Consider the following 25,785-nt stretch of genomic DNA (forward strand, 5'->3'; position numbering starts at 1 on the left):
GGCGCGGATTTCGACACCCGGCAGTGCGATTCGGGACGACAAAACGCGCCGGCCGGGAAACGGTGCTTCCCGGTCGGCGCGTCAGGTCGAGGTCAGGGGCGGCCCATGCCCCGGTACTCCCAGCCGGCCTGCGTCCACAGTGCCGAATCCAGACAGTTGCGTCCGTCGACCACCTTGCGGCCGGCGACCAGCTCGCCGAGGGCGACCGGGTCGGCGTTGCGGAAGTCGGCCCACTCGGTGAGCACGCAGACCAGGTCGGCTCCGGTGACGGCGTCGGTCACGCTGGCCTCGTAGGTCAGCTCGGGGGCCACCCGGCGGGCGTTCTCGGTGCCCTGCGGGTCGTACACGTGCACGTCGGCGCCGGCCTTGTGCAGCAGTGCGGCGACGGCGAGCGCCGGGGCGTCGCGGACGTCGTCGGTGTTGGGCTTGAAGGTCGCGCCGAGCACCGCGATCCGGGTGCCGGCGAAGTCGGGCCCGGCCGGGCCGGAGCGGCGGCCGAGCAGGTCGGCGGCGAGCTGGAGCACGCGGGTCCGGCGGCGCAGGTTGATCAGGTCCACCTCGTGCAGGAAGCGCAGCGCCTCGCCGGCGCCCAGCTCCTGCGCCCGGGCCTGGAAGGCGCGGATGTCCTTGGGCAGGCAGGCGCCGCCGAAGCCGAGGCCGGCCTGGAGGAACCGGTTGCCGATGCGCGGGTCGTACCCGATGGCGCGGGCGAGCTGCGTGACGTCGCCGCCCGAGGCCTCGCAGACCTCGGCCATCGCGTTGATGAAGGAGATCTTGGTGGCCAGGAAGGCGTTCGCGGCGACCTTGACCAGCTCGGCGGTGGCGAAGTCGGTGACCACCAGGGGGACCTCCCGGTCCTCGGTGGCGGCCAGGTCGAAGACGCCCTTGTGGGCGGCGTAGAGCATGGCGTTGGCCCACTCGCTCTTGACGCCGACCACGATCCGGTTGGGGCGCAGCACGTCGTCGACGGCGAAGCCCTCCTGGAGGAACTCGGGGCTCCAGGCCACCTCGACGCCCAGGTCGGCCGGGGTGTGCTTGCCGACCAGCTGCTCCACCCACTCGGCGGTGCCGACCGGCACGGTGGACTTGCCGACGATCAGCGCCTTGCGGGTCAGGTGCTGGGCCAGGCTGGTCACCGACGCCTCGACGTACGACAGGTCGGCGCCCATCCCGTCGGCGCGCTGCGGGGTGCCCACGCAGATGAAGTGCACGTCGCCGAACTCGGCGGTCTCGGCGATGTCGGTGCTGAACCGCAGCCGGCCGGCGGCCAGGTTGCGCTTGAGCAGCTCGTCGAGGCCGGGCTCGTGGATCGGCACCTCGCCGGCGTTCAGCTTGGCGATCTTGTCGGCGTCGACGTCGAAGCCGAGCACCTCGTAGCCCAGTTCGGCGTAGCAGATCGCGTACGTCGCGCCGAGGTACCCGGTGCCGAGGAAGGTGACCCGGGGCCGCGGCGCACCCGAGGGCGGCGTCACCGGGGCGATGGCCGGCACCGGCTGGATGTTCGGGTACGGGATCGTCACGCCTGTCTTCTCCGCTCGCACTGGCGGCGCTTCGTTGCGTCGCAATCGGCTGGGGCGCCATGGCCGGGCACCGAGGGGAACTTTGTCGTCTTGTGTGAGGGTAGTTGTGCCGTGTCGACGCCTGTCGTGCGCGAGCCTACCCGCCGGTAAGGTCCGGCCGGACCTGGTGGCTATCCTTCAGTCTGCGGCAGTCGGCGGTCTCCCGGACGCCACAGACTGCGCATGATAGCGGTGAAAGGGGAGGGCCGACATGGCCGCAGAGCAGTCGTTCGACGTCTACCGGTTGCCCGAGGAGCACGAGGCGATCCGCGAGGCGGTCCGTGAGGTCTGTGACGCGAAGGTGGCCCCCAACGCCGCCGAGGCGGACGAGACCGGCGAGTTCCCGAAGGCGTCGTACGACGCCCTGCGGGCCGCGGACTTCCACGCCGCGCACATCCCCGTCGAGTACGGCGGCGCCGGCGCGGACGCGCTGGCCACGGCCATCGTGATCGAGGAGGTGGCGCGGGCCTGCGCCTCGTCCTCGCTGATCCCGGCGGTCAACAAGCTCGGCACGATGCCGCTGATCCTGGCCGGCTCCGAGGAGCTGAAGCAGAAGTACCTGACCAAGGTCGCCTCCGGCGACGCGATGTTCTCGTACTGCCTCTCCGAGCCGGAGGCGGGCAGCGACGCGGCGTCGATGACCACCAAGGCCGTCCGCGACGGTGACCACTGGGTGCTCAACGGCGTGAAGCGGTGGATCACCAACGCCGGCGTGTCGGAGTTCTACACCGTCTTCGCTGTGACCGATCCCACAGCCCGCTCGCGCGGCATCTCCGCCTTCGTGGTGGAGAAGTCCGACCCCGGGGTCAGCTTCGGCGCGCCGGAGAAGAAGCTCGGCATCAAGGGCTCCCCGACCCGCGAGGTCTACTTCGACAACGTCCGGATCCCGGCCGACCGCATGATCGGCGCGGAGGGCACCGGCTTCGCCACCGCGATGAAGACCCTGGACCACACCCGGGTCACCATCGCCGCCCAGGCCGTCGGCATCGCCCAGGGCGCGCTCGACTACGCCAAGGGCTACGTCCAGGAGCGCAAGCAGTTCGGCAAGCCGGTCGCGGACTTCCAGGGCATCCAGTTCATGCTCGCCGACATGGGCATGAAGCTGGAGGCGGCCCGGCAGTTGACGTACGCCGCCGCCGGCAAGTCGGAGCGCGGCGACGCCGACCTGACCTACTTCGGCGCGGCCGCCAAGTGCTACGCCTCGGACGCCGCCATGGAGATCACCACCGACGCGGTGCAGCTGCTCGGCGGGTACGGCTACACCCGGGACTACCCGGTCGAGCGGATGATGCGGGACGCCAAGATCACCCAGATCTACGAGGGCACCAACCAGGTGCAGCGCATCGTGATGGCCCGCCAGCTGCTCAAGGGCTGACGGTCGGGCGGGCGGGCCGGGTGACCGGCCCGCCCGCGGCCGTCAACGGTTCTCGGTGCTGCCCTCCGGCTTGGCCCCGTACCGGGGCGGCGGGGCCGTCCACGGCGACTCGGTGCCGGAGCGGCGGGGCAGCGGCTCCGTCGGTGTGTCCGCAGCCGGGTAGCCGAGCGAGAGCGGGGCGGTGTCCGACTCGCCGCGCGGAGCCGGCGGCGGCCAGTCACTGAGGGTGAAGGTGTTCTCCGCTGGTGGGTCGGTGGCCGGGGTCAGCTCCGCCCCGGACGTCGACGGCGCCGGCCGGCGGCGCCACCGCTGGACGCTGAACGTCGCCATCAGCAGCAGCAGACCGATCAGGAACAGGGTGCCGTTCTGCACGGGCAGGCTCAGCGGCAGCGGGTCCCCGAGGACCTTGCCGCCGTCCGGGATCCAGTCGAGCACGGTGAACGGTGCGATGAACATCCCGACGTACGGGGTGATCAGCAGCAGCCCGGCGACGAGCGGGCCGAGCGGCGAGACGCGCAGCGTGCCGAGCAGTCCGAGCAGGATGCCGGCGACGCCGAGGTAGACGGCCGGTTCGATCAGGTTGGGCGTGCTGTACGTGCCGATCTCCACCCAGCGGCGTACGGTCCGGCCCGACCCGTCCTGCCCGAGGGTGATCAGCACCCAGGTGATGGGCGCCACCACCAGCCCGGCGAGGAAGCTCCAGAGATGTCGCATTGGCGCACCGTACCGTTTCCGGCATGACCGAGCACCCCTCCGCCCCGCAGGGCAAGCCGACCTCGTATTCGCGGGTCACGCTGAGTCGCATCATGACTGCTGTCGATGTCAATCTGTACGGGACCGTGCACGGCGGGGTCCTGATGAAGTTCGTCGACGACGTGGCCGGCGCGGCGGCGGCCCGGCACAGCGGCGGCACGGCGGTCACCGCCTCGATCGACGAGATCGTCTTCTCCGAGCCGGTCCGGGTGGGTGACCTGGTCCACGCGCACGCCCAGATCAACTGGACCGGGCACACCTCGATGGAGGTCGGCGTGAAGGTGATGGCCGAGCGGTGGGACCAGGTCGAGGACGCGCCGGTCCGGGTCGCCACCGCGTACCTGGTCTTCGTCTCGGTGGACCTGGGCGGCGCGCCGCGTCCGGTCCGGCCGGTGCTGCCGGAGACCGCCGAGGACGAGCGCCGCTTCCGGGAGGCGGAGATCCGCCGCGCGCACCGGCTGGCCAAGCGGCGGGCGATCCAGGCGCACCGGGCGGGCTGAGCGGGCGCTCCCGGGGCGCGCACCGGCCCGGCCCACACCCGACGGGGGCCGGTGGTGTGGGCGGGCCACGCCCCGTCACCGGCACCGGGTGCGGAGAATGGCGCTGCGAGGTAGGGCAAGATGGCGCCACGGCCCATGGACAGTGTCGTGCGGGGCCTCAGGGAGGGTGGAGCAGTGGGTGACGTGCTGTGGACGCCGCCGGCGGACGTACTCCAGCGGTCGCGGATCGGGAACTACCTGCGTTGGCTGCGTGAGCACCGCGGGCTCGACTTCGCCGACTACGACGAGCTGTGGCGCTGGTCGGTGACCGACCTGGACGCCTTCTGGCGCTCGATCTGGGACCACTTCGAGGTCGTCGCGCACACCCCGCCCACGGCGACCCTGACCGACGCGGGCATGCCCGGCGCCCGCTGGTTCCCCGGCGCGACGCTCAACTACGCCCAGAACGTGCTGCGGATGCCGGGCCGGGCCGACGACGACCCGGTGGTGATCGCGCACGGGCAGACCCGCGCGCCGGTCACCCTGACCGCGGCCGAGCTGCGCGAGCAGGTCCGCCGGGTGGCGGCCGGGCTGCGCCGGCTCGGCGTGGTCGCCGGGGACCGGGTGGCGGCGTACGCGCCGAACATCCCGGAGACGTACGTGCTGCTGCTGGCGACCAGCAGCCTGGGCGCGATCTTCTCGTCCTGCGCCCCCGAGTTCGGCACCCGCAGCGTCACCGACCGGTGGCAGCAGATCGAGCCGAAGGTGCTGGTGGCCGTCGACGGCTACCGGTACGGCGACAAGCCGGTGGACCGGCGCGGCGAGGTGGCCGCGATCCGGGCCGCGCTGCCGTCGCTGGAGCACACCGTCGGCATCGCGTACCTCGACCCGGCCGCCACCCCGCCGGAGGGGGCGCTGGGCTGGGACGAGCTGACGGCGGAGACCGACGAGCCGCTCACCTTCACCCCGGTGCCGTTCGACCACCCGCTCTACGTGCTCTACTCCTCCGGCACCACCGGGCTGCCGAAGCCGATCGTGCACGGGCACGGCGGCATCCTGCTGGAGCACCTGAAGATGCTGGCCCTGCACCACGACCTGGGCCCGTCCGACCGGTTCTTCTGGTTCACCACCACCGGCTGGATGATGTGGAACTTCCTGGTCTCCGGCCCGGCGGTGGGCGCGACGATCGTGCTCTTCGACGGCAACCCGGGCCACCCCGACCTGGGGGCGCTCTGGCGGTTGGCCGAGGAGACCGGCACCACGTACTTCGGCACCTCGGCGCCGTTCCTGCTGGCCTGCCGCAAGGCCGGCCTGAGGCCTGCGGAGATCGCCGACCTCTCCGCGCTGCGGGGGCTCGGCTCGACCGGCGCGCCGCTGCCCGCCGAGGGCTTCACCTGGGTGTACGAGACGGTCGGCGACCGCCTCCAGCTCCAGTCGCTCTCCGGCGGCACGGACGTCTGCACCGGTTTCGTCGGCGGGGTGCCGCTGCTGCCGGTGCACGCCGGTGAGATCACCTGCCGGGCGCTCGGCGCGAAGGTGGAGGCCCGCTCCGCCGACGGCACCCCGGTCGTCGGTGAGCTGGGCGAGCTGGTCATCACCGCGCCGATGCCGAGCATGCCGGTCGGCTTCTGGAACGACCCGGACGGCCGCCGCTACCGCGAGGCGTACTTCGAGGTCTACCCGGGCGTGTGGCGGCACGGCGACTGGATCACCATCAACTCCCGGGGCGGCTGCGTGATCACCGGCCGCTCCGACGCCACCCTGAACCGGGGCGGCGTACGGCTGGGCACCGCCGAGTTCTACTCGGTGGTGGAGGGGCTGGACGAGGTCGTCGACTCGGTGGTGGTGCACCTGGAGGACGACGAGGGTGGCGCGGGTGAGCTGCTGCTCTTCGTGGTCCTCGCCGAGGGCCTGGAACTCGACGACGACCTGCGGCGCGCCATCTGCCGCGAGCTGCGCACCTCGCTCTCGCCCCGGCACGTCCCGGACGAGATCCACCAGGTACGCGCCGTCCCGCGCACCCTGAGCGCGAAGAAGCTGGAGGTCCCGGTCAAGAAGATCCTCACCGGCACCCCGGTCGACCGGGCCGCCGCCAAGGGCGCCCTGGCCAACCCCGAGTCGCTGACCGCCTTCGCCACCTTCGCCCAGCGCCGCACCCCCGACGCCAACTCGGCCACCCCCGCCTGACCCACCCGCCCGGACCCGGGTCCCCGCTCCGGTGATCTTGCACTCGTGGCCCCTGCCGGCAGGGTTGAACCGCCGCAAGGGCGACACGACGGGCGAGATCACCGGGGTCGGCGTGGTGGGGCGGGTCAGGTGACGGTGCGGGTGACCTTCTCGGTGGCGGTGCGGGCGTCGAGGCGGCTCGGGTCGAGATTCGCGCAGACGACGAGGCTCGTACCCGCCGACAGCGGTGCCAGCAGCCAGTCGACCGGGTCCGGGTGGCGCCCCGCGTCGATCAGCACCCGGTCGCCCGCGGTGAGACAGAGCTCCGTCGCCCTGGCCGCCGCGCGGGCCAGCAGGTCGGCGTCGCCCGGGCCGCCCTGCGGGGACGGCGTGAAGTGGTCGCCGTGGCCGCGCACCTCGCCGACGAAGTCGGCGAAGCCGGCCGGCACCTGCCGCATCGGCAACCCGAACGGGTCCAGCGCCAGGGCGTAGCGGTCGCCGGCCGACCAGGCGTCCGCCTCGGCGACCCGGCTGGCGGCGGCGAAGAGCACGTCCACGTCGCCCGGCGTGTCGGCCACCGTCAGCTTCGCCGACCAGCAGCCCAGCAGCACCGCGGCGGTCTGCCAGTGCGGCGGGAGCAGCACCGCGGCGGAGTCGCCGGGGGCCAGGGCCAGCTCGTCGACGAGCAGGTTGGCGGTCTTGGCCACCCAGTTCGCCAGCGTGGCGCCGGACAGTTCGGTGCGCTCACCGGTGGCGTCGTCGTACCAGGTCAGCAGGGGACGGGTCGGGTCGGTCGCGATCGCGTCGGCGAAGACCCGGGCAATGTTCTCGGCCATCGACGCGAACGATACGCCCCCGGTCTCCGTACTCGATGTCGATGACAAGTCGGCGTACCGTCGGGTCGCAGTCAGCGTCCGGCCCGGGCACCGGCGTAGGCTTGCCCGCAGTGTTGTTCCCCACAGACCCGCCAGTTCAAGGAGTCGCCCCGTGACCGCCGGTCGCCCGCCCCGCGTGCTCATCGACGCCACGAGTGTCCCCGCCGACCGTGGCGGCGTCGGTAGATACGTCGACGGCCTGCTCGGCGCCCTCGGCACGGTCTGCGGATCGGCGGTCGACCTGGTCGTCGTCAGTCTCCGCACCGACCTGGAGCGCTACACCCGCATGCTGCCGGGAGCGGAGGTCGTCCCCGCCCCGGCGGCCGTCGCCCACCGTCCCGCCCGCCTCGCCTGGGAGCAGACCGGCCTGCCGCTGCTCGCCCAGCAGGTCGGCGCCGAGGTGCTGCACTCGCCCTTCTACACCTGCCCGCTGCGGGCCGGATGTCCGGTCACGGTCACCGTGCACGACGCGACCTTCTTCACCGAGCCGGAGCACTACGACAAGTCCCGCCGGACGTTCTTCCGCAGCGCGATCAAGACGTCGCTGCGCCGCGCCGACCGGGTGATCGTGCCGAGCAAGGCCACCCGCGACGAGCTGATCCGGCTCCTCGACGCCGACCCCACCCGGATCGACGTGGCCTACCACGGCGTCGACCACGCGGCCTTCCACGCCCCCGGCGACGAGGAGAAGGCCCGGGTCCGGGCCCGGCTCGGGCTCGGCGGGAGCAGCTACGTCGCCTTCCTCGGGGCGAAGGAGCCGCGCAAGAACGTGCCCAACCTGATCCGGGGCTGGGCCCGCGCGGTGGCCGACCGGGAGGACCCGCCGGCCCTGGTGGTCGCCGGCGGCCAGGGCCACGACGACGACATCGACCGCGCGGTGGCCGAGGTCCCGTCGCACCTGCGGCTGCTGCGCCCCGGCTACCTGCGCTACGCCGACCTGCCCGGGTTCCTGGGCGGGGCGCTGGTGGCGGCCTACCCGTCGTACGGCGAGGGCTTCGGGCTGCCGATCCTGGAGGCGATGGCGTGCGCCGCCCCGGTGCTGACCACCCCGCGCCTCTCCCTGCCCGAGGTGGGCGGGGACGCGGTCGCCTACACCAGCGAGGACCCGGACCAGATCGCCACCGACCTCGCCGCCCTCCTGGACGACGAGCCGCGCCGGTTGTCGCTGGCCAAGGCGGGCTTCGACCGGGCGAAGGAGTTCACCTGGGAGTCCAGCGCGGAGGTGCACATCGCCGCGTGGAGCCGGGCACGGTCCTGACCGTACGGCCGACCCCGCTTCCCGCCTGTGCCGGTTCGGGCATGATGTGCTGATGCTCTACGCCGTCATCCCGGCGGGTGGCAGCGGCACGAGGTTGTGGCCGCTGTCCCGCGCGGGGCATCCCAAGTTCCTCCACCCGCTCACCGGCACCACGGCGTCGCTGCTCCAGGCGACGGTGGACCGGTTGGCGCCGTTGACCACGCCGGAGCGGATCCTGGTCGTCACCGGGGCCGCCCACGCGGCGGCGGTGGCCCGGCAGCTGACCGGGCTGCCCGAGGAGAACATCCTGGTGGAGCCCTCGCCCCGGGACTCCTGCGCGGCGATCGCGCTGGCCGCCGCGGTGATCGCGCAGCGCGACCCGGACGCGGTGATGGGCTCCTTCGCGGCCGACCACCTGATCCGCGACGCCGACGCCTGGGTGGAGACGGTCCGCGCGGCGGTGCGCGGCGCGGAGCAGGGGCTGCTGATGACGGTGGGCATCACCCCGACCCGCGCGGAGACCGGCTACGGCTACCTGGAGACCGGCGAGCCGACCGGTGACGGTCCGCTGCGTCCGGTCGCCGAGTTCAAGGAGAAGCCGGCCGCGCCGGTCGCCGAGGCGTACCTGCGCTCCGGACGGCACCTCTGGAACGCCAGCATGTTCGTCTGGCGGGTGGACGTCTTCCTCGCCGAGCTGGCCCGTCAGCAGCCGGCGCTGCACGCCGGGGTCGTCGCCATCGCCGCCGCCTGGGGCACCCCGGAGCAGGACGACATCCTCGGCACGGTCTGGCCCACGCTGCCGAAGATCTCGGTGGACTACGCGGTGATGGAGGGCGCGGCGACCGCCGGCCGGGTGGCGACGGTCCCCGGCGACTTCGGCTGGAACGACGTCGGCGACTTCCACACCCTAGGCGAGGTGCTCCCCGCCGACGAGGCGGGCAACGTCGTCCTCGGCGCCGACGGCAAGCCCGACGTGCTGTTGCACGACGCCCACGACCTGGTGGTGGTGCCGCAGTCCGGCCGGCTGGTGGCCGCGCTCGGGGTACGGGACCTGATCGTGGTGGACACCCCGGACGCGGTGCTGGTCTGCCCCCGCGACCGCGCCCAGGACGTCAAGGCGCTGGTCGACGAGCTGAAGGCGCGTGGCGAGGAGGGCCTGGTCTGACGGCTGCCACCGGGCGGCGGCACGGGCCTGCCGGGGTGGCGCGACGACCGGTCGGGCGACGGGTCGGGCCCGGACCGGCGGCGGGTCGGGGAAGCGGACCGTCAGCGGGCCGCCGGGGTCAGGAGGCTGTCGCGCGGCGGGCCAGGGCGGCCAGCGCCGGCGCGACGAGCTGCACCGTCCCGCCGGCCAGCGGCTCGGGCAGCCGGTCCGGCGGGAACCAGCCCAACGCCTCGGACTCGTCGCTGACCCGCTCGACCGCCCCGGGCGGGGCGAAGACCGCGAAGCGTACGTCGTGGTGCAGCGAGCCGCCCTGGCAGCCGACCCGGTGGATGTCCACGTCGATCGGCACCGGGTCGACCACCAGGCCGGCGATGCCCGACTCCTCGGTCGCCTCGCGCAGCGCGGCGGCGGCCAGTGTCCGGTCGGTCTCCTCGCAGTGCCCGCCGAGCTGCACCCACCGGTGGAACTTGCCGTGCAGGCAGAGCAGCACCCGGGAACCGGTGCTGTCGAGGACCAGCGCGCTGGCGGTGACGTGACCGGGCAGGTGGCTCCGGTCCGTCGCCACCGGGCCGGCGGCGAGCAGGTCGAGGGTGCGCCCGGCCGCCTCGGCGGCCGCCGGGCTGGTCGGCGTCCAGCCGGTGAGCACCGCGACCGCGTCGGCGTGCAGCGCGGAACGACGGTCGGTGGGGCCGGCGGTACGTGGGGCGGGGGAGGTGTCTGGCACCCCGACACTCTACGAGCGCCGGCTCCGTACCCTGGCCCGGTGACCTTGCGACTCGTCGAGTTCGTCGTGGCCGGCAACGAGGCCAGCGACCTGCTGCCGGTCCGCTCCTCGGCGGTGCTGCGCGCCCACCGGGCCCGGCGCGGCTTCTGGACCGTGCTCGACGAGGGCCCGGTGGAGCGCTGCCTGGCCCTGCTGCTGGAACTCGAGGACGGCGAGTGGGTCGCGCACCACGTGCCGGCCGACGCGGGGCCGGAGAACGGCCGCACCGAGGACGGCGAGGCGCTGGCGCACCACGACGGCTGGGTGTACGTCTTCGGCTCGCACTTCGGTTCGAAGGGCGGCCCGCTGCGCCCCCGCCGCGCGTTCGTGGCCCGGTTCCGGGAGGACGACGCGGCCCTCGCGACGCTGCCGGTGCGGGTGGTGCGCAACAGCTTCCGGGTGCACCGCGCGGTCAACGACGCCCTGGCGAAGGCGCCGTTCGCCCCGTTGACCCCGGGGGAGCGGGTGCGCAGCCGGTTCATCGTCGAGACGCGGACCCGGGGGACCGTCCGGGCGAAGAGCTGGGTGAGCCGGCTGGCCGAGGACGACCTGCCGCTCAACGTGGAGGCCGCCGCGTTCGCGCCGGACGGCACCGTGCTGCTCGGGCTGCGGTTCCCGGTGACGGCCGAGGGGGAGCCGATCCTGGTCGAGCTGTCCGGGGTGCCGGAGATGTTCACCGGCGGGCAGTGGCCCCGCGCCGGCCGGGCGTACGCGCTGACCGGCGTGACCCCGCCCGGCGCCCTGGTCGGCTTCCGGGCCGTCACGCCCACGCCCGACGGCGGGTACGCGGCGGTGGTCGGGTCGATCGACGCCCTCGGCAAGGGTTCGGTGCTGCTGGACGACCACCCGCAGGGCGGTGAGGTGACCTCCCGGCACGTCCGGTTCCGCTGGCGGCCGGGCGCCGACGAGCACCGGATCGCCGGGGAGGTAGTGGCCGACCTGGCGCCGTTCCACCACGTGGAGGGCCTGGCGGAGGCGGACGGTGCCTGTTTCTACGTCACCGACGAGGACCACCGGGTGGCGCTCTGGATCGGCTGACCGGCGGAGGTCGACGCCCGGGTGACACCTCTGCGGAACTGGGGCCGCAGACCCTCGTGGTGCCGCCCGGGCGTCGCGTCCACCCGGCCCCCGTGATCCGGGCGCGTGACGGGAGCGATCCCGTGCGCGCCCAACCGGGCAGTAGGAGCATGCCAAGCGACGGCCGGGCCCGTCGAGGAGTTTCAGCTCACGCTTAAAAATGCAGGTAAGTTCCGCACGGTACAGTGCAGAAGGTCGGCGGGCGTCCCTCTGCCCGCCCTCGGGAGCGCCGCCATGCTGACGATCCACTTCTCTCCGGAGGACATCCTCCGGACCCGGATGGCCCCGGCCGCGGACCCGGTCTGGGAGCTGGTACTCAGCCTGCACCTGCTTCAGGGGCGCAGCAGCGACCCGTTGATGGCGCACTGGCGTCAGGGGGTGGCCCGCGAACTGCGTCGCGACGCCGCCTCGGAGCGGCTGCGGCTGCTCTTCGCGCTCAACCCGCCCCAGGGGTACTTCCCCGACTTCCTCACCCCGTACGACAGCGTGGAGGGGTTCGAGGCGGGGCTGGAGGCCGTCCGGTCCACCCCGGCCGGGATCCTGCACCGGGACCTCACCGTGCTGGCCGGCGCGAACACCCTGCCCTCGTCGGCCGCCGCGCTGGCCCGGGGCGAGTCGGAGGTGCTGCGACACCTGACCGAGTCGATGTCCCGGTACCGGTCGGTGGCGCTGCGGCCGTACTGGGGGCGGATCCAGGCGGCGGTGGAGGCGGACCGGACGCGCCGGGCCCGCGCCCTGCTCGACGGCGGCGTGGAGGGCCTGCTCAACAGCCTGCGCCCCACGATGAGCTGGAAGTCCGACCGGCTGGAGATCCACGGGTACCCGGACAGCCGGGAGCTGTACCTGGACGGGCGCGGGTTGCTGCTGGTGCCCTCGTTCTTCTGTGCGCGTACCCCGGTGGCCCTGCTCGACCCGGCGCTGCCGCCGGTCCTGGTCTACCCGGTGGACCGGCTGGGTGGGCTCGTCCCCGGGGACAGCGCCGGCGGGGCCGGGAACGGGGCCGGCCGGGAGGCGCTCGCGGCGCTGCTCGGGCGGACCCGGGCCGCCGTGCTGGAGGCCAGCGACGACGGCTGCACCACCGGGGAGATGGCCCGCCGGCTGCACATCTCACCGGCGGCGGCCAGCCAGCACACCGCCGTGCTCCGCAAGGCCGGGCTGCTGGTGAGCCAGCGGGACCGCAACACCGTGCTGCACACCCTCACCCCGCTCGGCCGGGCCATGCTCGACGCCTGAGCCGGCCGTGGGCGCCCAGGGACCCGCGCCGTCCCTGCCGGCCGGCCCGCCTGCCGGGTGTCAGATCGCCAGGCAGGCGCTGGCCGTGCTGCCCGCGGGCGGGGGCAGCAGCGCGGACGGCACGCCCTCGGCGGCCAACGCGGTGCGCAGCCGCTGCACGTCGGCGCCGAAGCGCACCAGGTCGGCCCGGTCGATCGGGGTGGGCGCCGCGCCGAGGACCAGCCCGGTGGCCTGCTCCGGCCAGCCGGGCACGCTCGCCACCAGTCCGGCGCGTACCTCGTCGTCGGTGACGTGGGTGAAGGCGGTGCCGGGCGCGACCACCTCGGCCACGGCGGCGATCGCCCGGGCCACCGCCGCCGGATCGGCCGGCGTCGCCCCGGGCCCGTCGGCCAGGGTCGCGGCCTCCCGCAGCCCGGCGGCCTTCGCCTCGGCCGTGCCGAGGGAGAAGAGGTCCAGCGCCGCGTCCCGGATCAGGGTGGCCGCGCCGCCGCCGTCGTCGATCCGGCCGGCGGCCAGGTAGCCGCGGACCACCGCGACCGGGACCTGGTCGCACTTGCCCTTGATCAGCTCACCCGCGCCGGCCAGCTCGTCCACCACGGCCATCTGGGTCAGTTGCAGCTCGTTGCCGTACGGGTCGACCTCGCCCCGGTGGTCGCGCAGGGCGGACATCCCGGCCACCCCGAGCGCGACGTCGGTGAGTCCGTTGCGCCAGGGCCGGCCCATCGTGTCGCTGACGATGACGGCGACGTCCAGCTCGTAGCGCTCGCGCAGCGCGGCCCGCAGCGCCCGGGCGGAGGCGTCCGGGTCCTCGGGGAGCAGCACCAGCCGGGTCTTGCCGACGTTGGAGGCGTCGATGCCGGCGGAGGCCATCACGAAGCCGTGGTGGGTCTGCACGATCCGGGTCGCGCCCCGGGTCGCCACCACCCGCGCGGTCTCGCCGGCCAGCACCTCGTCGCGGGCGGCGAGCCGCTCCGGCCCGTCCGCCGGCACGTCGACGAGGCGTCCCTCCGCCTTGGACACGATCTTGCTGGTGACGACCAGCACGTCGCCGTCGCGCAGCCACGGCGCGGCGGTCGCGATCAGCGCCGCCAGGTCGTCGCCCTCGGTCACGTCGCCGATGCCGAGCACCGGCAGGATCTCCAGCCTCACACCAGCTCCAACGCGGCCCGGACCAGCTGCGCTGTCGCCGCCTCGTCGGTCATCCGCAGCGGCGCGGCGCGGACCGTCGTCCCCGGCACCACCGTGCCCTCGTCCTCCGGCGCGACCAGCCAGGCGTCGAGCAGCCCGCCCTCGCTCCGTCCGCCGTACAGCCGGCCCACCCCGGCCGCGCTGCACTCCACACCGAGCACGGACAGGCAGCGGTCGGCCATCCCCCGGACCGGGGCGCCGCCGATGATCGGCGAGACGCCGACGACCGGGGCGGGACCCTGGGCGACCGCGTCGCGCAGGCCCGGCACGGCCAGCACCGGGGCGACGCTGACCACCGGATTGCTCGGCGCGATCAGCACCACGTCCGCGTCGGCGATCGCCTCCAGCACCCCGGGGGCCGGCTTCGCGCTCTCCGCGCCGACGAAGACGAACCGGTGGGTGGGGATGTCCGCCCGGTGGCGCACCCACCACTCCTGGAAGTGGATCGCCCGCTGGCCCTGCTCCCCGTCGACCACCACGTGCGTCTCCAGGCGGTCGTCGGTGGCCGGCAGCAGGCGTACGCCGGGCTGCCAGCGGGTGGCCAGCGCCGCCGTCACCTCGGACAGCGGGTACCCGGCGTTGAGCATGGTGGTCCGCACCAGGTGGGTGGCGATGTCCTTGTCCCCGAGGCCGAACCAGGTGGGCTCGGCGCCGTACGCGGCCAGTTCCGCCTTGACCGTCCAGGTCTCACCGACCCGGCCCCAGCCCCGTTCCGGGTCGGCCCCGCCGCCCAGGGTGTACATGACGCTGTCCAGGTCCGGGCAGACCTTGAGCCCGTGCAGGAGCAGGTCGTCGCCGACGTTCACCACGGCGGTCACCTCGACGTCGCCCACCTCCCGGGCGTACGCCCGGACGCCGAGCAGGAACCGGGCACCGCCGATGCCGCCGGTCAGAACCACGATGCGCATGCCGTCCATCCTCGCGTACGCGACGCCTGCGTTCGGCCGGTGGTCCGGGAGACTAGGCTCACGTCGGCATCTGTCCGTTTCGCCCGAGGGAGAACTCGTGACCAGCCCCGCCGAGCCGGCGTCGCACGACGCCACGCAGGCCAGGAACCTCACCCGCCCGTTGCGCGAACTGGCCGCGCTCGTGCTGCTCGGCGCGAACGCCGTGCTGCTCTTCGTCGGCCTGATCCGGCTGCTCGCGCCGGCCAACGAGTACAGCACCTTCTCCGGCCGCGCGGGCAGCACCTTCTTCTCCTTCGTGGGCATCGAGTCGACGGTCCTGCCGCTGCTGGCCGTGCTGCTCGCCACCCACGTGTCGCCGGTGGTCGGCCGGGCGCGGCAGATCACCCAGGCCGCCGTCGCCGAGTACGCCTTCGGCGCGCTGTTCGGCGCGCTGACCTTCCTGATCTGGCTGGTCGGCCAGCTCGCCGAGGCGGAGGTGCTGGAGGCGCTGCTGGGCATGCTGACCCGGGCGGCCTGGTTCGCGGTCTTCGCGATCGCCGCCTTCGCCGCGTACCGGGTGTGGCGGACGCTGTACCACGTCCCGAAGCCCAAGCCGCAGCCGGGCGTGTACGGCCAGCCGCAGCCCGGCTGGCCGCAGCAGCCCGCCCAGGGCGGCTACCCCTCCGCCGGGTACCCGCCGCCGGGTCAGTCCGGCTTCCCGGGCCCGGCCGCCCCGTACGGCCAGCCCGCCCCCGCCTCGGCCCCGCCGTTCGGCGCCCCGCAGTACGGTGCCCCGCCGCAGTCCGCGCCGCCGTACGGGGCCGCCACGCCGCAGTCCGCCCCGCCGTTCCCCGGGCCGAACACCGCCCCGCCCTTCGGGCAGCCGCCGTCGGCCGACCCGACCCAGACCATCCCGAGGCAGCCCGGTGACGCCGGCGCGGGGCCGGGTGGCGACGACAGCGACCGCACCCAGCGGTTCCAGCGGGACGATCCGCACTTCCCCCGCTGACCTGGACGCCCCGGCACGGGCGGGACGCGTCGGCGTCCCGCCCGTGGCGTGTCCGGCGCTGCCCGGGCGGGCCGTCCGGGCCACGGGGCCGATGTCACACCGCGTTCCGTGGCCGTCGCGGCGTCGGCTCCAGCGCATAGGCTGAGCGGATGGTTGACCGCACCGATCCCGGCCCGACCACGGCGAGCGTGCGGCGCGCGCTGCGCCGGGCGGCCACCGGACGCGCGTTGGACGTCGACGAGGCGACCGCGCTGCTGGCGGCCCGGGGCCCCGAGCTGGACGAGCTGCTGCGGATCGCGGGGGAGATCCGCGACGCCGGGCTGCGGGAGGCCGGCCGGCCCGGCGTGGTGACGTACTCGAAGAAGGTCTTCGTCCCGCTCACCCGGCTGTGCCGGGACCGCTGCCACTACTGCACCTTCGCCACCGTGCCGCACCGATTGCCGGCCGCCTTCCTGGAGCAGGACGAGGTGTTGGCCATCGCCCGGGAGGGCGCGGCGCTGGGCTGCAAGGAGGCGCTGTTCACCCTCGGCGACCGGCCGGAGGAGCGCTGGCCGGCGGCCCGGCGCTGGCTGGACGAGCGCGGCTACGACTCCACCCTGGACTACCTGCGCGCCTGCGCGGTGGCGGTGCTGGAGCAGACCGGGCTGCTGCCGCACCTCAACCCGGGGGTGCTCTCCTGGTCGGAGCTGCAACGGCTCAAGCCGGTGGCGCCGAGCATGGGGATGATGCTGGAGACCACCGCGACCCGGCTCTGGTCGGAGCCGGGCGGCCCGCACTTCGGCTCGCCGGACAAGGAGCCCGCCGTCCGGCTGCGGGTGCTGGACGACGCCGGCCGGGTCGGGGTGCCGTTCACCACCGGCATCCTGATCGGCATCGGCGAGACCCCGGCCGAGCGGGTCGACGCGATCTTCGCGATCCGCCGGGCCATGCGGGAGTACGGCCACCTCCAGGAGGTGATCGTGCAGAACTTCCGGGCCAAGCCGGACACCGCGATGCGCGGCATGCCCGACGCGGAGCTGCACGACCTGGCCGCCACGGTGGCGGTGGCCCGGGTGCTGCTCGGCCCGAGGGCCCGCCTCCAGGCCCCGCCGAACCTGATCGAGGGCGAGTACGACCTGCTCCTGCGGGCCGGCATCGACGACTGGGGCGGGGTCTCCCCGCTGACCCCGGACCACGTCAACCCGGAACGGCCGTGGCCGCAGCTCGACGAGCTGGCCCGGCACACCGAGAAGTCCGGCTTCACGCTGCGCGAGCGGCTGACGATCTACCCGGAGTACGTGCGGGCCGGCGACCCGTGGCTCGACCCGCGGCTGCTGCCGCACGTCGGCGCGCTGGCCGACCCGGAGACCGGGCTGGCCGTGGAGTCCGCCCGTCCGGTCGGGCGGCCCTGGCAGGAGCCGGACGAGACGTACGGCGGCCGGACCGACCTGCACGCCACCATCGACACCACCGGCCGCACCGGCGACCGGCGGGGCGACTTCGACAGCGTCTACGGCGACTGGTCGGAGGTGGCCGGCAAGGTCGCCCCGGAGGCGGTCGCCCGTGGGCGGGGCGGGGGCGCGCCGGCAGCCGGCGGCGACCTGGCGGCGGGCCTGCGGCTGGCGGCGGACGACCCGGCGGCGCTGCTGGAGCCCCGGCACGCCGACGCCGCGCTGGCGCTGTTCGGCGCGGACGGCCCGGCGCTGGACGAGCTGTGCCGGCTCGCCGACGACGTCCGCCGCGACACCGTCGGCGACGACGTGACCTACGTGGTCAACCGCAACATCAACTTCAGCAACGTCTGCTACGTGGGCTGCCGGTTCTGCGCCTTCGCCCAGCGCGAGCGGGACGCCGACGCGTACCGGCTGTCGGTGGAGCAGGTCGCCGACCGGGCCGAGGAGGCGTGGGCGGCCGGGGCGAGCGAGGTCTGCCTGCAGGGCGGCATCGACCCGAAGATGCCGGTGACCGGCTACGCCGACCTGGTCCGGGCGATCAAGGCGCGGGTGCCGGGGATGCACGTGCACGCCTTCTCCCCGATGGAGATCGTCACCGCCGCCGCGAAGGCCGGGGTGCCGGTGCGGGAGTGGCTGACCCGGCTGCGCGAGGCCGGGCTGGACACCATCCCGGGCACCGCCGCCGAGATCCTCGACGACGACGTGCGCTGGGTGCTCACCAAGGGCAAGCTGCCGGCCGCCGCCTGGGTCGAGGTGGTCTCGACCGCCCACGAACTGGGCATCCGGTCCAGCTCCACGATGATGTACGGCCACGTCGACCACCCCGGCCAGTGGCTCGCGCACTTCCGGGTGCTGGCCGGCGTGCAGGACCGCACCGGCGGCTTCACCGAGTTCGTGGCGCTGCCGTTCGTGCACACCAACGCGCCGATCTACCTGGCCGGCATCGCCCGGCCCGGTCCCACCTGGCGGGAGAACCGGGTGGTGCACGCGATGGCGCGGCTGCTGCTGCACGGCCGGATCGACAACATCCAGTGCTCCTGGGTGAAGCTCGGCGACTCCGGCACGGTGGCGATGCTCCAGGGCGGCTGCAACGACCTGGGCGGCACGTTGATGGAGGAGACGATCTCCCGGATGGCCGGCTCCGGCAACGGTTCGGCGCGTACCGAGGAGCAGTTGCGGGCCATCGCGACGGCGGCCGGACGGCCGGCGCGCAAGCGGACGACCGCGTACGGTCACCGCTCCGGATAGCGTCGAACCTTTCCGCGGCGGGAGCCGTACCACTTGTCGCCGGCGGCGGTTTGGGCGAGGGCCGCCGCCGGCAGCCTCGCGCTCCACACCGCGCGCGCTGACGCGCCGCCGGAGGAAAGGTTCCCCATGACGAGTGAAGTGCGGAAGCGTTCCTGGCCGCGACTGACCCGCCGGCAGACACTGACCGCCGCCGCGAGCGCCACGCTCGGCGCGGCGGCGCTGACCGTGACCGGGGTGTCGGCGGCGCAGAACGCCCCGTCGGCGGCGGGTTCGAAGGACGACCCGATCGTCGTCCACCTGCGCGACGCCGCCTCCGGGACGATGGACATCTTCGTCGGCACGTCCCGGATCGAGGTACGCGACCGCGGCCTGGCGGACCGGCTGCGCACCGCCGCCCGGCGGCGCTGACCCGCCCCCGTCCGCTCCTCCTCACGACCCGGCGCAGGCTCCCGGCGCCCGGCTCGTCATGCCCCGACGTCCTCCTGATCCCGCAAAGGTTGGTCCGCCATGTCCTCCCACCGCGAAGCACCGGAGATAAGCAAGGACCCGGTCGCCGACAGCTCCGACCTGTACGCCTTCGTCACGCCCGACCGGCCCGACTCAGTGACGTTGATCGCGAACTACGTGCCGTTGCAGCTCCCCTCCGGCGGACCGAACTTCTTTGAGTTCGGCGACGACGTGCGGTACGAGATCCATATCGACAACGACGGTGACGGTCATCCCGATGTCACCTACCGTTTCGAATTCACCACCGAGATCACGAATCCGAACAGTTTTCTCTACAACACCGGGCCGATCGAGTCGCTGGACAGCAAGAACTGGAATCGCCGCCAGTTCTACAAGCTGACCCGGGTGACCGACGGCCGGGAGCACGTGCTGGCGCACAAGCTGCCCTGCCCGCCGTGCAACGTCGGCCGGCTCTCCATCCCGAAGTACAACGATCTGGTCCGGCAGGCGACGTTCAGCCTCTCGACCGGTGAGAAGGTCTTCGCCGGGCAGCGCGCCGACGGCTTCTTCGTCGACCTGGGGGCGATCTTCGACCTGGGCACGCTCCGGCCGTTCCAGCAGTTGCACGTGGCCGGGAAGAACATCTTCAAGGCCGAGGGTGAGCCGGTCAACGCGCTGGACCGGATGAACGTGCACAGCATCGCGGTGCAGGTGCCGCTGAGCAAGGTGCGCCGCAAGGCCAACCGGTACGGCGCCGGCGACCGCGCCTCGGTCATCGGGGTGTGGACGACGGCCTCCCGCCAGCAGGTGCGGATTCTCGGCGACAAGGTGGCGGCGGACGCCGCGGCCGGGCCGTGGACGCAGGTGTCGCGACTCGGCAACCCGTTGTTCAACGAGGTCATCGTGCCGATGTCCAAGAAGGACCTGTGGAACACCCTGCCGCCGTCGGAGGACAAGCGCTTCGCCCGCTTCGTCGAGCAGCCGGAACTCGCCGCCCTGCTGCCGGCGCTCTACCCGGACGTCTTCCCCAACCTGGACCGACTGAACAAGTCGAAGAAGGCCCGGGCCGACCTGGTGGCGATCATGCTGACCGGTATCCCGTCCGGTCTGATCGACGGGTTCACCAACAACACCGGTGACGTCCAGGCCGACATGCTCCGGCTGAACACCGCGATCCGGCCGTCGGCCAAGCCGGACCGGTTCGGCGTGCTCGGCGGCGACCTGGCCGGCTACCCCAACGGCCGGCGGGTCGGCGACGACGTGGTGAGCATCGCGCTGCGGGCGGTCGCGGGGGTCACCGTCCCGCTGGTGGACAAGACCTTCACGCCGGACGCGGCGGCCGGGGCGGTCACCCCGGGGCTGAGCGCGGCCGACGTCACCGCGCCGTTCCTGCGCAACTTCCCCTTCCTCGGCACGCCGTACGACGGGTTCAACAACCCGCCGGCGTCGGCGTCCTGACCGGACGGAGATCACCATGCACGCGCACCACCACGACCACCGGTACGGGCCGACGGAGAGCGGGACCGTCCTGCTCGACCTCGGTGGGGACACCGGCGCACTGATCATCTACTGCGGACGTGACCTGCACGGCCGGGAGATCGAGATCAGCCGGGCCGACCAGCCGGCGGCGCAGCGGACCCACGTCGCGGTACGTGAGCGGATCGTCCGCGACGGGGTGTTCCACAGTGCCGTCTACCCGGACCTCCCGGCGGGGCTCTATACCGTCTGGTGGGACGAGGACACGCCCGCCGGGGCGATCTCCGTCACCGGTGGCGCGATCGCCGAATTCGTCTGGCCGAGCAGCGCTCCGCCGGGGGCCGACTGATCGTCGCAGCGTGCCCGAACCGTCGCGCCCCGTCCACATCGTGGACGGGGCGCTGTCGGCATTTCCGCCTCGACGGGCGGCTCGCGCCGAACCGCGTTAACCTGTGCCCCACTGAGAACCTGATCTTGGTTGGCTGGTCCACCGGAGCCTCCGCCGGCGTACCCCGGTGGCGACGCCACGGCAGAAATCTCGGGCAACTCGCCGGAGAGGGCGTTACTCGTCCGGGGTCTGAATCGATAGGGCAGGTTGCGAGGCCGGGCGGCCGAAGTGGTCGTCCGCGACGGTGTCGGGAGGGCGACTCCATTATCAAGTTCGGCTTGACGGCGCACGCATTACACGCGTGTAATTTGAATGGGGTTGTTCGCACGGAACGCAACAAATTGGGACCGGACGGACAAGCACGCCTTTCGCGTGGGGGGTTGCAGCGGCGGTGAACGCCGGTGCGCGACAAGGAGGCATCTGATGGACGGCCAGCTCGAGGTGGCCGACCTGCTCGGAAACGCGCCGGAGTGGCAGGAGCGGGCGTTGTGCTCGCAGACCGATCCGGAAGCGTTCTTTCCCGAGAAGGGCGGCTCGACCCGCGAGGCGAAGCGGATCTGTTCGCGGTGCGAGGTCAAGACGGAATGCCTCGAATACGCTCTCGGTCACGACGAGCGGTTCGGGATCTGGGGCGGGCTCTCCGAGCGGGAGCGGCGCAAGCTCAAGCGGCGGGCCGCCTGAGTCGAGGTCGAGCCGGGGCGGTGGGGGCCGCCCGGCTCACGTCCGGCGGAGCGTCGCTCCGCGGGTGAACGGTCGGGGTCGCGGGGGCGGCCCGGCCAGGGGGTCGGTCAGGCCAGCTCGTCCGGGTCGACCCCGAGCAGGTTCGCCACCTGCTCGATGATCACGTCGTGGACGAGGTCGGCGAGGTCCTCACGGTCCATCGCCCGGAACTCCAGCGGACGCCGGTAGAGCACGATCCGGGGCGGCACCTCCTGCCGGCCGGGTCGCCCCGGCAGCAGGCGGGCCAGCGGCACCTCGCCGTCCTCCAGCACGTCGGAGTCGTAGACGTTCAGGTCCGGCGGGACGTCCTCGACGGCGAACTCGACGCCGGCCAACTCCTTGGCGAAGCGGCGCTCCAGCGTCTCGACGGTGTCGAGCACGAGATCGTCGAAGACCTCGGCTTTCGTCCGGGCCAGCGGCACGGTCGCCGGCACCAGCCGCCCGCGCAGGCCGCGGCCGTGGCGGTCGCGGTGGGTGCGCCGGCCGGAGCCGGGGCGGCGGTGTTCCGGGCTCGTCATGAGGCAAAGGGTAGCCGCCCCGATCGCCTGGCCTGCGGCAGCGCCGCGCCCGTGGCGCGCCGGGTGGCCGGTGGTGCGAATTGTGATCACCGTGACGGGCGTGTCGGAACGCGAACGAGTGCGCCGGACCCGGTATTGGGGATACCCTGCCGCCGTGAGGTCACCACGGCGCTGCTCCCGTAACGGCTGCCCCCGGCAAGCGGTCGCCACGCTGACCTATGTCTACAACGAGTCGACGGCCGTGGTGGGTCCGCTCGCGGCCTTCGCCGAGCCGCACACGTACGACCTCTGCGAGCCGCACGCCCGCAGTCTGACCGCCCCCCGGGGCTGGGACGTGGTGCGGCACGAGGGCGAGTTCGAGCCGCCGCCGCCGACCACCGACGACCTGGTCGCGCTCGCCGAGGCGGTCCGCGAGGCCGCCCGCCCGGTCGCCCCGCGCCCCCCTGAGGACGACCAGAACGTCCACCAGGGTCCGCAGACCGGCCGTCGCGGCCACCTCCGCGTCATCCCCCCCAACCACTGACCCACCCCTCCCACGGCACTCGCCCAGGCCGCAGTCCAAGCCCCCGCCCCGCACAGCCCTCACCGCTGCGCGGGGTCGCGCCGCACTCGTCCAGGCCACGCCTCGCCCTGCCGCTGTGCACCTCAGCGCCTCGCATCGCCGTACCACTGCGCCCCCGCGCGCTGCGCCCCCCGCCCCCCACGCCGCTGCGCCTCCGCGCCCCCCACGCCGCTGTGTTGATCAAGAGGTTTGCGGGTGACTCAGGCTCGGATTCAGACCAAAACTTCTTGATCAACTCGGACGGGTGGCGCGCGGTGGGTGGCGCGCGGTGGGTGGGGGGAGCTGGTGGGTGGGGTCAGTGGCCGAGGAGGCGGGAGAAGGCGGCGGCGCGGCGGGAGGGGCGGCCGGTGCGCCGCTCGGCGCGGTCGGCGGCGAGCATCACGCGTAGGCCGGCGTTGACGGCCAGCCAGCGCAGGGGCTCCGGCTCCCAGCGGGGAGAGCGGTGGCCGACCCAGGGCAGCCGGGTCAGGTCGCTCTCCCGCTCCAGGATCAGGTCCGCGAGGGTACGCCCGGCGAGGTTGCTGGCGCCCACCCCGTCCCCGACGTAGCCGCCGGCCCAGCCCAGCCCGCTCGCCCGGTCCAGCCCCACCGAGGCGTGCCAGTCCCGGGCCACCCCGAGCGGCCCGCCCCAGGTGTGGGTGACCGGCACGTCCGGGCCGAGCACCGGGAAGAGTTCGCCCAGCGCCCGGCGCAGCGCCGCGAAGACCTGCGGCTCCTGGTCGTACGCGGGACGGACGCGGGAGCCGAAGTGGTACGGGGCGCCCCGGCCGCCGAAGGCGAGTCGGCCGTCGGCGGTGCGCTGGCCGTAGACGATGACGTGCCGGTGGTCGGAGAAGGTCTCCCGCGCGCCCAGCCCGATCTCGTCCCACGTCGGGTCCGGCAGCGGTGCGGTGGCGACCATCAGCGAGTACACCGGCGCGACGGTGCGGCGGTGCCCGGGCAGCCCCGGCGTCCAGCCCTCGGTGGCCCGGACGACGACCGGCGCCCGCACCGTCCCGTGTCCGGTGACCGCCGCGCCGGGCCGGATCTCGGTCACCGGGGTCCGTTCGGCGATCCGCACCCCGCGCGCCTCGACCACCCGGGCCAGCCCTCGGACCAGCTTCGCCGGATGCACGGCGGCGCAGTGCGGGGTGTACGTCCCACCGCGTACCCCCTCGGCGGCGCAGCGGGCGGACGCCTCGGCGGCGTCGAGCAGCACCAGGTCCTCCGGGTCGAGGCCGTGGGCGCGGGCCGCCGCCACCTCGGCCCGGGCCCGGGCGAGCTGGACCTCCGAGCGGGCCAGCACCACCGTCCCGCCCTGCCGCCAGTCGCAGTCGACGCCCTCGGCCTCGACCACCCGGCCCACCTCCCGGACGGTTTCCCGCATGGCCCGCTGCATCGCCAGCGCCCGGTCCCGGCCGTGCCGGCGGGCCAGGGCGGACAGCGAGGTGGGGAAGAGCGCCGAGCACCAGCCGCCGTTGCGCCCGGACGCGCCGTACCCGGCGATCTCGGCCTCCAGCACGGTGATCCGCACGGTCGGGTCGGCGACGGCCAGGTAGTACGCCGTCCAGAGCCCGGTGTAGCCGGCGCCCACGATCACCACGTCGGCGTCCGTGTCCCCGGTCAGCGGCGGGCGCGGGGTCAACGGCTCGTCCACCGTCGACAGCCAGTACGACAGCTCCGGGTAGCGCATCGGGGGCTCCGCGGGTGGGAAGGGACCGGGCCGGCCGGGCGCCACGGGGGAGGCGTCCGGCCGGCCCGGCCGGCGAGGGGGGATTACAGGCGGGTCCACGCCTCGGTGAGCACCGCGCGCAGGATCTGCTCGATCTCGTCGAACTGCTGCTGATCGGCGATCAGCGGCGGGGCGAGCTGCACCACCGGGTCGCCCCGGTCGTCGGCCCGGCAGTAGAGCCCGGCGGAGAAGAGCGCGGACGACAGGAAGCCGCGCAGCAGCCGCTCGGACTCGGCCTCGTCGAAGGTGGCCCGGGTGGCCTTGTCCTTGACCAGTTCGATGCCGTAGAAGTAGCCGTCGCCCCGGACGTCGCCGACGATCGGCAGGTCGGTGAGCTTCTCCAGGGTGGACCGGAAGGCGTCCTCGTTGGCGCGTACGTGCCCGATCAGGTCCTCGCGCTCGAAGACCTCCAGGTTGGCCAGGGCCACCGCGCAGGAGACCGGGTGGCCGCCGAAGGTCACCCCGTGGGCGAACATCCCGGTCTCGGTGAGGAACGGCTCCATCAGCCGGTCGCTGGCGATCATCGCGCCGAGCGGGGCGTAGCCGGAGGTGATGCCCTTGGCGGTGGTGATGATGTCGGGGCGGTAGTCGTACCGGACGGCGCCGAAGTACTCGCCGAGCCGGCCCCACGAGCAGATCACCTCGTCGGAGACGAGCAGCACGTCGTACGCGTCGCAGATCTCGCGGACCCGGGCGAAGTACCCGGGCGGCGGCGGGAAGCAGCCGCCGGAGTTCTGCACCGGCTCCAGGAAGACCGCCGCGACGGTGTCCGGCCCCTCCCGCTCGATGGCCCGGGCGATCTCGTCGGCGGCCCAGCGGCCGAACGCCTCGGGGGAGTCGCCGTGCTCCGGTGCCCGGTAGAAGTTCGTGTTCGGCACCTTGATGCCGCCCGGCACCAACGGCTCGAAGTCGCTCTTGATGCCCGGCAGCCCGGTGATCGACAGCGCCCCCATCGAGGTGCCGTGGTACGCGATGTAGCGGCTGACCACCTTGTGCTTGTTCGGCTTGCCGGTGCGCTTGAAGTAGGCCCGGGCCAGTTTCCACGCCGCCTCGACGGCCTCCGAGCCGCCGGTGGTGAAGAAGACCCGGTTCAGGTCGGCCGGGGTCAGCGCCGCGATCCGCTCGGCCAGTTCGACGGCCTTCGGGTGGGCGTACGACCAGAGCGGGAAGTAGGCCAGCTCGGCCGCCTGCTTGGCGGCGGCGTCGGCCAGTTCGGCGCGCCCGTGCCCGGCGTTGACGACGAAGAGCCCGGCGAGCCCGTCGAGGTAGCGGCGGCCCTGCGCGTCCCAGATGTACGCGCCCTCGCCGCGCACGATGGTCGGTACCTCGCCTGCGGCGTAGCTGGCCATCCGGGTGAAGTGCATCCAGAGGTGGTCGGTGGCGTCGGCCATGTCAGCCCCATCGGGTCCAGGGCCGGTCAAGGGGGTGGCACCGGCCGCTCTGCCCACGGTTATCCCACAGCTTCACCGCGAAATGCAAGCCTGATGCCGTCAGCTGGCAACGGATTCAGCGTGGA

The 25,785-nt window shown here is 73.7% G+C and carries 23 protein-coding genes; 14 read left to right on the forward strand and 9 right to left on the reverse strand.

Translation table 11 applies throughout. From position 1 onward, the window contains the following. Positions 1-92: 92 nt before the first annotated feature. A complete protein-coding gene (locus tag GA0070614_RS20540; protein ID WP_088977493.1) occupies positions 93-1,520 on the reverse strand; it encodes a UDP-glucose dehydrogenase family protein in 1,428 nt (475 codons plus the stop codon). 250 nt (positions 1,521-1,770) lie between these two features. Here GA0070614_RS20540 and GA0070614_RS20545 point away from each other — a divergent pair, with 250 nt between their 5' ends. Then, positions 1,771-2,934 (forward strand): acyl-CoA dehydrogenase family protein, encoded by a 1,164-nt coding sequence (locus GA0070614_RS20545; protein WP_088977494.1) that lies wholly within the window; start codon positions 1,771-1,773, stop codon positions 2,932-2,934. Between the two features lie 42 nt (positions 2,935-2,976). Here GA0070614_RS20545 and GA0070614_RS20550 read toward each other — a convergent pair whose 3' ends face one another. Beyond that, entirely contained in the window at positions 2,977-3,648 is a 672-nt protein-coding gene (locus GA0070614_RS20550; protein WP_088977495.1) for a hypothetical protein, read from the reverse strand. A gap of 23 nt (positions 3,649-3,671) precedes the next feature. On the opposite strand from GA0070614_RS20550, the gene GA0070614_RS20555 reads away from it, so the two are divergent. Both GA0070614_RS20555 and GA0070614_RS20560 read left to right on the forward strand, forming a co-directional pair. Then, complete coding sequence (locus tag GA0070614_RS20555; RefSeq protein ID WP_088977496.1) at positions 3,672-4,187, forward strand: acyl-CoA thioesterase; 516 nt, start codon at positions 3,672-3,674, stop codon at positions 4,185-4,187. A 174-nt stretch (positions 4,188-4,361) separates the two neighbouring features. Then, entirely contained in the window at positions 4,362-6,353 is a 1,992-nt protein-coding gene (locus GA0070614_RS20560) for an acetoacetate--CoA ligase (protein ID WP_088977497.1), read from the forward strand. Positions 6,354-6,478: 125 nt separating this feature from the next. Here the strand turns inward: GA0070614_RS20560 and GA0070614_RS20565 are convergent, their stop codons facing one another. Beyond that, on the reverse strand, positions 6,479-7,168 hold the full coding sequence (locus GA0070614_RS20565; protein ID WP_088977498.1) for a TIGR03089 family protein: 690 nt from the start codon (positions 7,166-7,168) through the stop codon (positions 6,479-6,481). A 151-nt stretch (positions 7,169-7,319) separates the two neighbouring features. On the opposite strand from GA0070614_RS20565, the gene GA0070614_RS20570 reads away from it, so the two are divergent. Together GA0070614_RS20570 and GA0070614_RS20575 are read left to right on the forward strand one after the other, a co-directional pair. Then, positions 7,320-8,465 carry a glycosyltransferase family 4 protein gene (locus GA0070614_RS20570; protein WP_088977499.1) on the forward strand — a complete coding sequence of 382 codons (1,146 nt, stop codon included), beginning with the start codon at positions 7,320-7,322 and terminating at the stop codon, positions 8,463-8,465. A gap of 52 nt (positions 8,466-8,517) precedes the next feature. Next, positions 8,518-9,609, forward strand: coding sequence for a mannose-1-phosphate guanylyltransferase (locus GA0070614_RS20575; RefSeq protein ID WP_088979550.1), 1,092 nt, complete (start codon positions 8,518-8,520; stop codon positions 9,607-9,609). Positions 9,610-9,727: 118 nt separating this feature from the next. Here GA0070614_RS20575 and GA0070614_RS20580 read toward each other — a convergent pair whose 3' ends face one another. Beyond that, a complete protein-coding gene (locus tag GA0070614_RS20580) occupies positions 9,728-10,333 on the reverse strand; it encodes an NUDIX hydrolase (RefSeq protein ID WP_088977500.1) in 606 nt (201 codons plus the stop codon). A 39-nt stretch (positions 10,334-10,372) separates the two neighbouring features. Between GA0070614_RS20580 and GA0070614_RS20585 the strand changes: the two genes are divergently transcribed. Together GA0070614_RS20585 and GA0070614_RS20590 are read left to right on the forward strand one after the other, a co-directional pair. Further along, positions 10,373-11,410: a hypothetical protein gene (locus GA0070614_RS20585; RefSeq protein ID WP_088977501.1), complete on the forward strand. Its 1,038-nt coding sequence runs from the start codon at positions 10,373-10,375 to the stop codon at positions 11,408-11,410. Positions 11,411-11,683: 273 nt separating this feature from the next. After that, the gene (locus GA0070614_RS20590; RefSeq protein WP_088977502.1) at positions 11,684-12,682 is read left to right on the forward strand and encodes an ArsR/SmtB family transcription factor; all 999 of its coding nucleotides are present in this window, start codon (positions 11,684-11,686) and stop codon (positions 12,680-12,682) included. Between the two features lie 60 nt (positions 12,683-12,742). Here the strand turns inward: GA0070614_RS20590 and GA0070614_RS20595 are convergent, their stop codons facing one another. Further along, positions 12,743-13,831 carry a coenzyme F420-0:L-glutamate ligase gene (locus GA0070614_RS20595; RefSeq protein ID WP_088977503.1) on the reverse strand — a complete coding sequence of 363 codons (1,089 nt, stop codon included), beginning with the start codon at positions 13,829-13,831 and terminating at the stop codon, positions 12,743-12,745. Then, positions 13,828-14,778, reverse strand: coding sequence for a 2-phospho-L-lactate transferase (gene cofD / locus GA0070614_RS20600; RefSeq protein ID WP_088979551.1), 951 nt, complete (start codon positions 14,776-14,778; stop codon positions 13,828-13,830). Before cofD ends, GA0070614_RS20595 begins: the two co-directional genes overlap by 4 nt. Positions 14,779-14,875: 97 nt before the next feature. On the opposite strand from cofD, the gene GA0070614_RS20605 reads away from it, so the two are divergent. The 6 genes from GA0070614_RS20605 (at position 14,876) to GA0070614_RS20630 (ending at position 21,439) form a co-directional block, all read left to right on the forward strand. Then, positions 14,876-15,766, forward strand: coding sequence for a hypothetical protein (locus GA0070614_RS20605; protein WP_088977504.1), 891 nt, complete (start codon positions 14,876-14,878; stop codon positions 15,764-15,766). A gap of 149 nt (positions 15,767-15,915) precedes the next feature. Continuing rightward, positions 15,916-18,447: a bifunctional FO biosynthesis protein CofGH gene (locus GA0070614_RS20610; RefSeq protein ID WP_088977505.1), complete on the forward strand. Its 2,532-nt coding sequence runs from the start codon at positions 15,916-15,918 to the stop codon at positions 18,445-18,447. 126 nt (positions 18,448-18,573) lie between these two features. Then, positions 18,574-18,855 carry a hypothetical protein gene (locus GA0070614_RS20615; protein WP_088977506.1) on the forward strand — a complete coding sequence of 94 codons (282 nt, stop codon included), beginning with the start codon at positions 18,574-18,576 and terminating at the stop codon, positions 18,853-18,855. A 99-nt stretch (positions 18,856-18,954) separates the two neighbouring features. Then, complete coding sequence (locus GA0070614_RS20620; RefSeq protein ID WP_088977507.1) at positions 18,955-20,352, forward strand: DUF4331 domain-containing protein; 1,398 nt, start codon at positions 18,955-18,957, stop codon at positions 20,350-20,352. A gap of 16 nt (positions 20,353-20,368) precedes the next feature. After that, positions 20,369-20,719, forward strand: a complete 351-nt coding sequence (locus GA0070614_RS20625) for a phospholipase (RefSeq protein ID WP_088977508.1) — start codon at positions 20,369-20,371, stop codon at positions 20,717-20,719. A gap of 462 nt (positions 20,720-21,181) precedes the next feature. Beyond that, positions 21,182-21,439, forward strand: coding sequence for a WhiB family transcriptional regulator (locus tag GA0070614_RS20630; RefSeq protein WP_007455784.1), 258 nt, complete (start codon positions 21,182-21,184; stop codon positions 21,437-21,439). 107 nt (positions 21,440-21,546) lie between these two features. Here GA0070614_RS20630 and GA0070614_RS20635 read toward each other — a convergent pair whose 3' ends face one another. After that, entirely contained in the window at positions 21,547-21,996 is a 450-nt protein-coding gene (locus tag GA0070614_RS20635) for a metallopeptidase family protein (RefSeq protein WP_088963879.1), read from the reverse strand. Between the two features lie 154 nt (positions 21,997-22,150). Here GA0070614_RS20635 and GA0070614_RS20640 point away from each other — a divergent pair, with 154 nt between their 5' ends. Continuing rightward, complete coding sequence (locus GA0070614_RS20640) at positions 22,151-22,519, forward strand: DUF3499 domain-containing protein (RefSeq protein WP_088977509.1); 369 nt, start codon at positions 22,151-22,153, stop codon at positions 22,517-22,519. Between the two features lie 334 nt (positions 22,520-22,853). Here the strand turns inward: GA0070614_RS20640 and GA0070614_RS20645 are convergent, their stop codons facing one another. Together GA0070614_RS20645 and GA0070614_RS20650 are read right to left on the reverse strand one after the other, a co-directional pair. After that, the gene (locus tag GA0070614_RS20645) at positions 22,854-24,230 is read right to left on the reverse strand and encodes an NAD(P)/FAD-dependent oxidoreductase (RefSeq protein ID WP_088977510.1); all 1,377 of its coding nucleotides are present in this window, start codon (positions 24,228-24,230) and stop codon (positions 22,854-22,856) included. An 83-nt stretch (positions 24,231-24,313) separates the two neighbouring features. After that, complete coding sequence (locus tag GA0070614_RS20650) at positions 24,314-25,660, reverse strand: aspartate aminotransferase family protein (RefSeq protein ID WP_088977511.1); 1,347 nt, start codon at positions 25,658-25,660, stop codon at positions 24,314-24,316. Positions 25,661-25,785 lie beyond the last annotated feature (125 nt).

Origin of the sequence: Micromonospora coxensis, from assembly GCF_900090295.1 — a bacterium.
GTDB classification, from domain to species: domain Bacteria; phylum Actinomycetota; class Actinomycetes; order Mycobacteriales; family Micromonosporaceae; genus Micromonospora; species Micromonospora coxensis.

Excerpts from the sequence above, each read along its gene's own strand:
- GA0070614_RS20625 (WP_088977508.1), top strand. The coding sequence starts at position 20,369 with ATGCACGCGCACCACCACGACCACCGGTACGGGCCGACGGAGAGCGGG.
- GA0070614_RS20630 (WP_007455784.1), top strand. The coding sequence starts at position 21,182 with ATGGACGGCCAGCTCGAGGTGGCCGACCTGCTCGGAAACGCGCCGGAG.
- GA0070614_RS20650 (WP_088977511.1), bottom strand. The coding sequence starts at position 25,660 with ATGGCCGACGCCACCGACCACCTCTGGATGCACTTCACCCGGATGGCC.
- GA0070614_RS20550 (WP_088977495.1), bottom strand. The coding sequence starts at position 3,648 with ATGCGACATCTCTGGAGCTTCCTCGCCGGGCTGGTGGTGGCGCCCATC.
- GA0070614_RS20590 (WP_088977502.1), top strand. The coding sequence starts at position 11,684 with ATGCTGACGATCCACTTCTCTCCGGAGGACATCCTCCGGACCCGGATG.
- GA0070614_RS20575 (WP_088979550.1), top strand. The coding sequence starts at position 8,518 with ATGCTCTACGCCGTCATCCCGGCGGGTGGCAGCGGCACGAGGTTGTGG.
- GA0070614_RS20645 (WP_088977510.1), bottom strand. The coding sequence starts at position 24,230 with ATGCGCTACCCGGAGCTGTCGTACTGGCTGTCGACGGTGGACGAGCCG.
- GA0070614_RS20610 (WP_088977505.1), top strand. The coding sequence starts at position 15,916 with ATGGTTGACCGCACCGATCCCGGCCCGACCACGGCGAGCGTGCGGCGC.
- GA0070614_RS20555 (WP_088977496.1), top strand. The coding sequence starts at position 3,672 with ATGACCGAGCACCCCTCCGCCCCGCAGGGCAAGCCGACCTCGTATTCG.
- GA0070614_RS20545 (WP_088977494.1), top strand. The coding sequence starts at position 1,771 with ATGGCCGCAGAGCAGTCGTTCGACGTCTACCGGTTGCCCGAGGAGCAC.
- GA0070614_RS20615 (WP_088977506.1), top strand. The coding sequence starts at position 18,574 with ATGACGAGTGAAGTGCGGAAGCGTTCCTGGCCGCGACTGACCCGCCGG.
- GA0070614_RS20635 (WP_088963879.1), bottom strand. The coding sequence starts at position 21,996 with ATGACGAGCCCGGAACACCGCCGCCCCGGCTCCGGCCGGCGCACCCAC.
- cofD (WP_088979551.1), bottom strand. The coding sequence starts at position 14,778 with ATGCGCATCGTGGTTCTGACCGGCGGCATCGGCGGTGCCCGGTTCCTG.
- GA0070614_RS20565 (WP_088977498.1), bottom strand. The coding sequence starts at position 7,168 with ATGGCCGAGAACATTGCCCGGGTCTTCGCCGACGCGATCGCGACCGAC.
- GA0070614_RS20620 (WP_088977507.1), top strand. The coding sequence starts at position 18,955 with ATGTCCTCCCACCGCGAAGCACCGGAGATAAGCAAGGACCCGGTCGCC.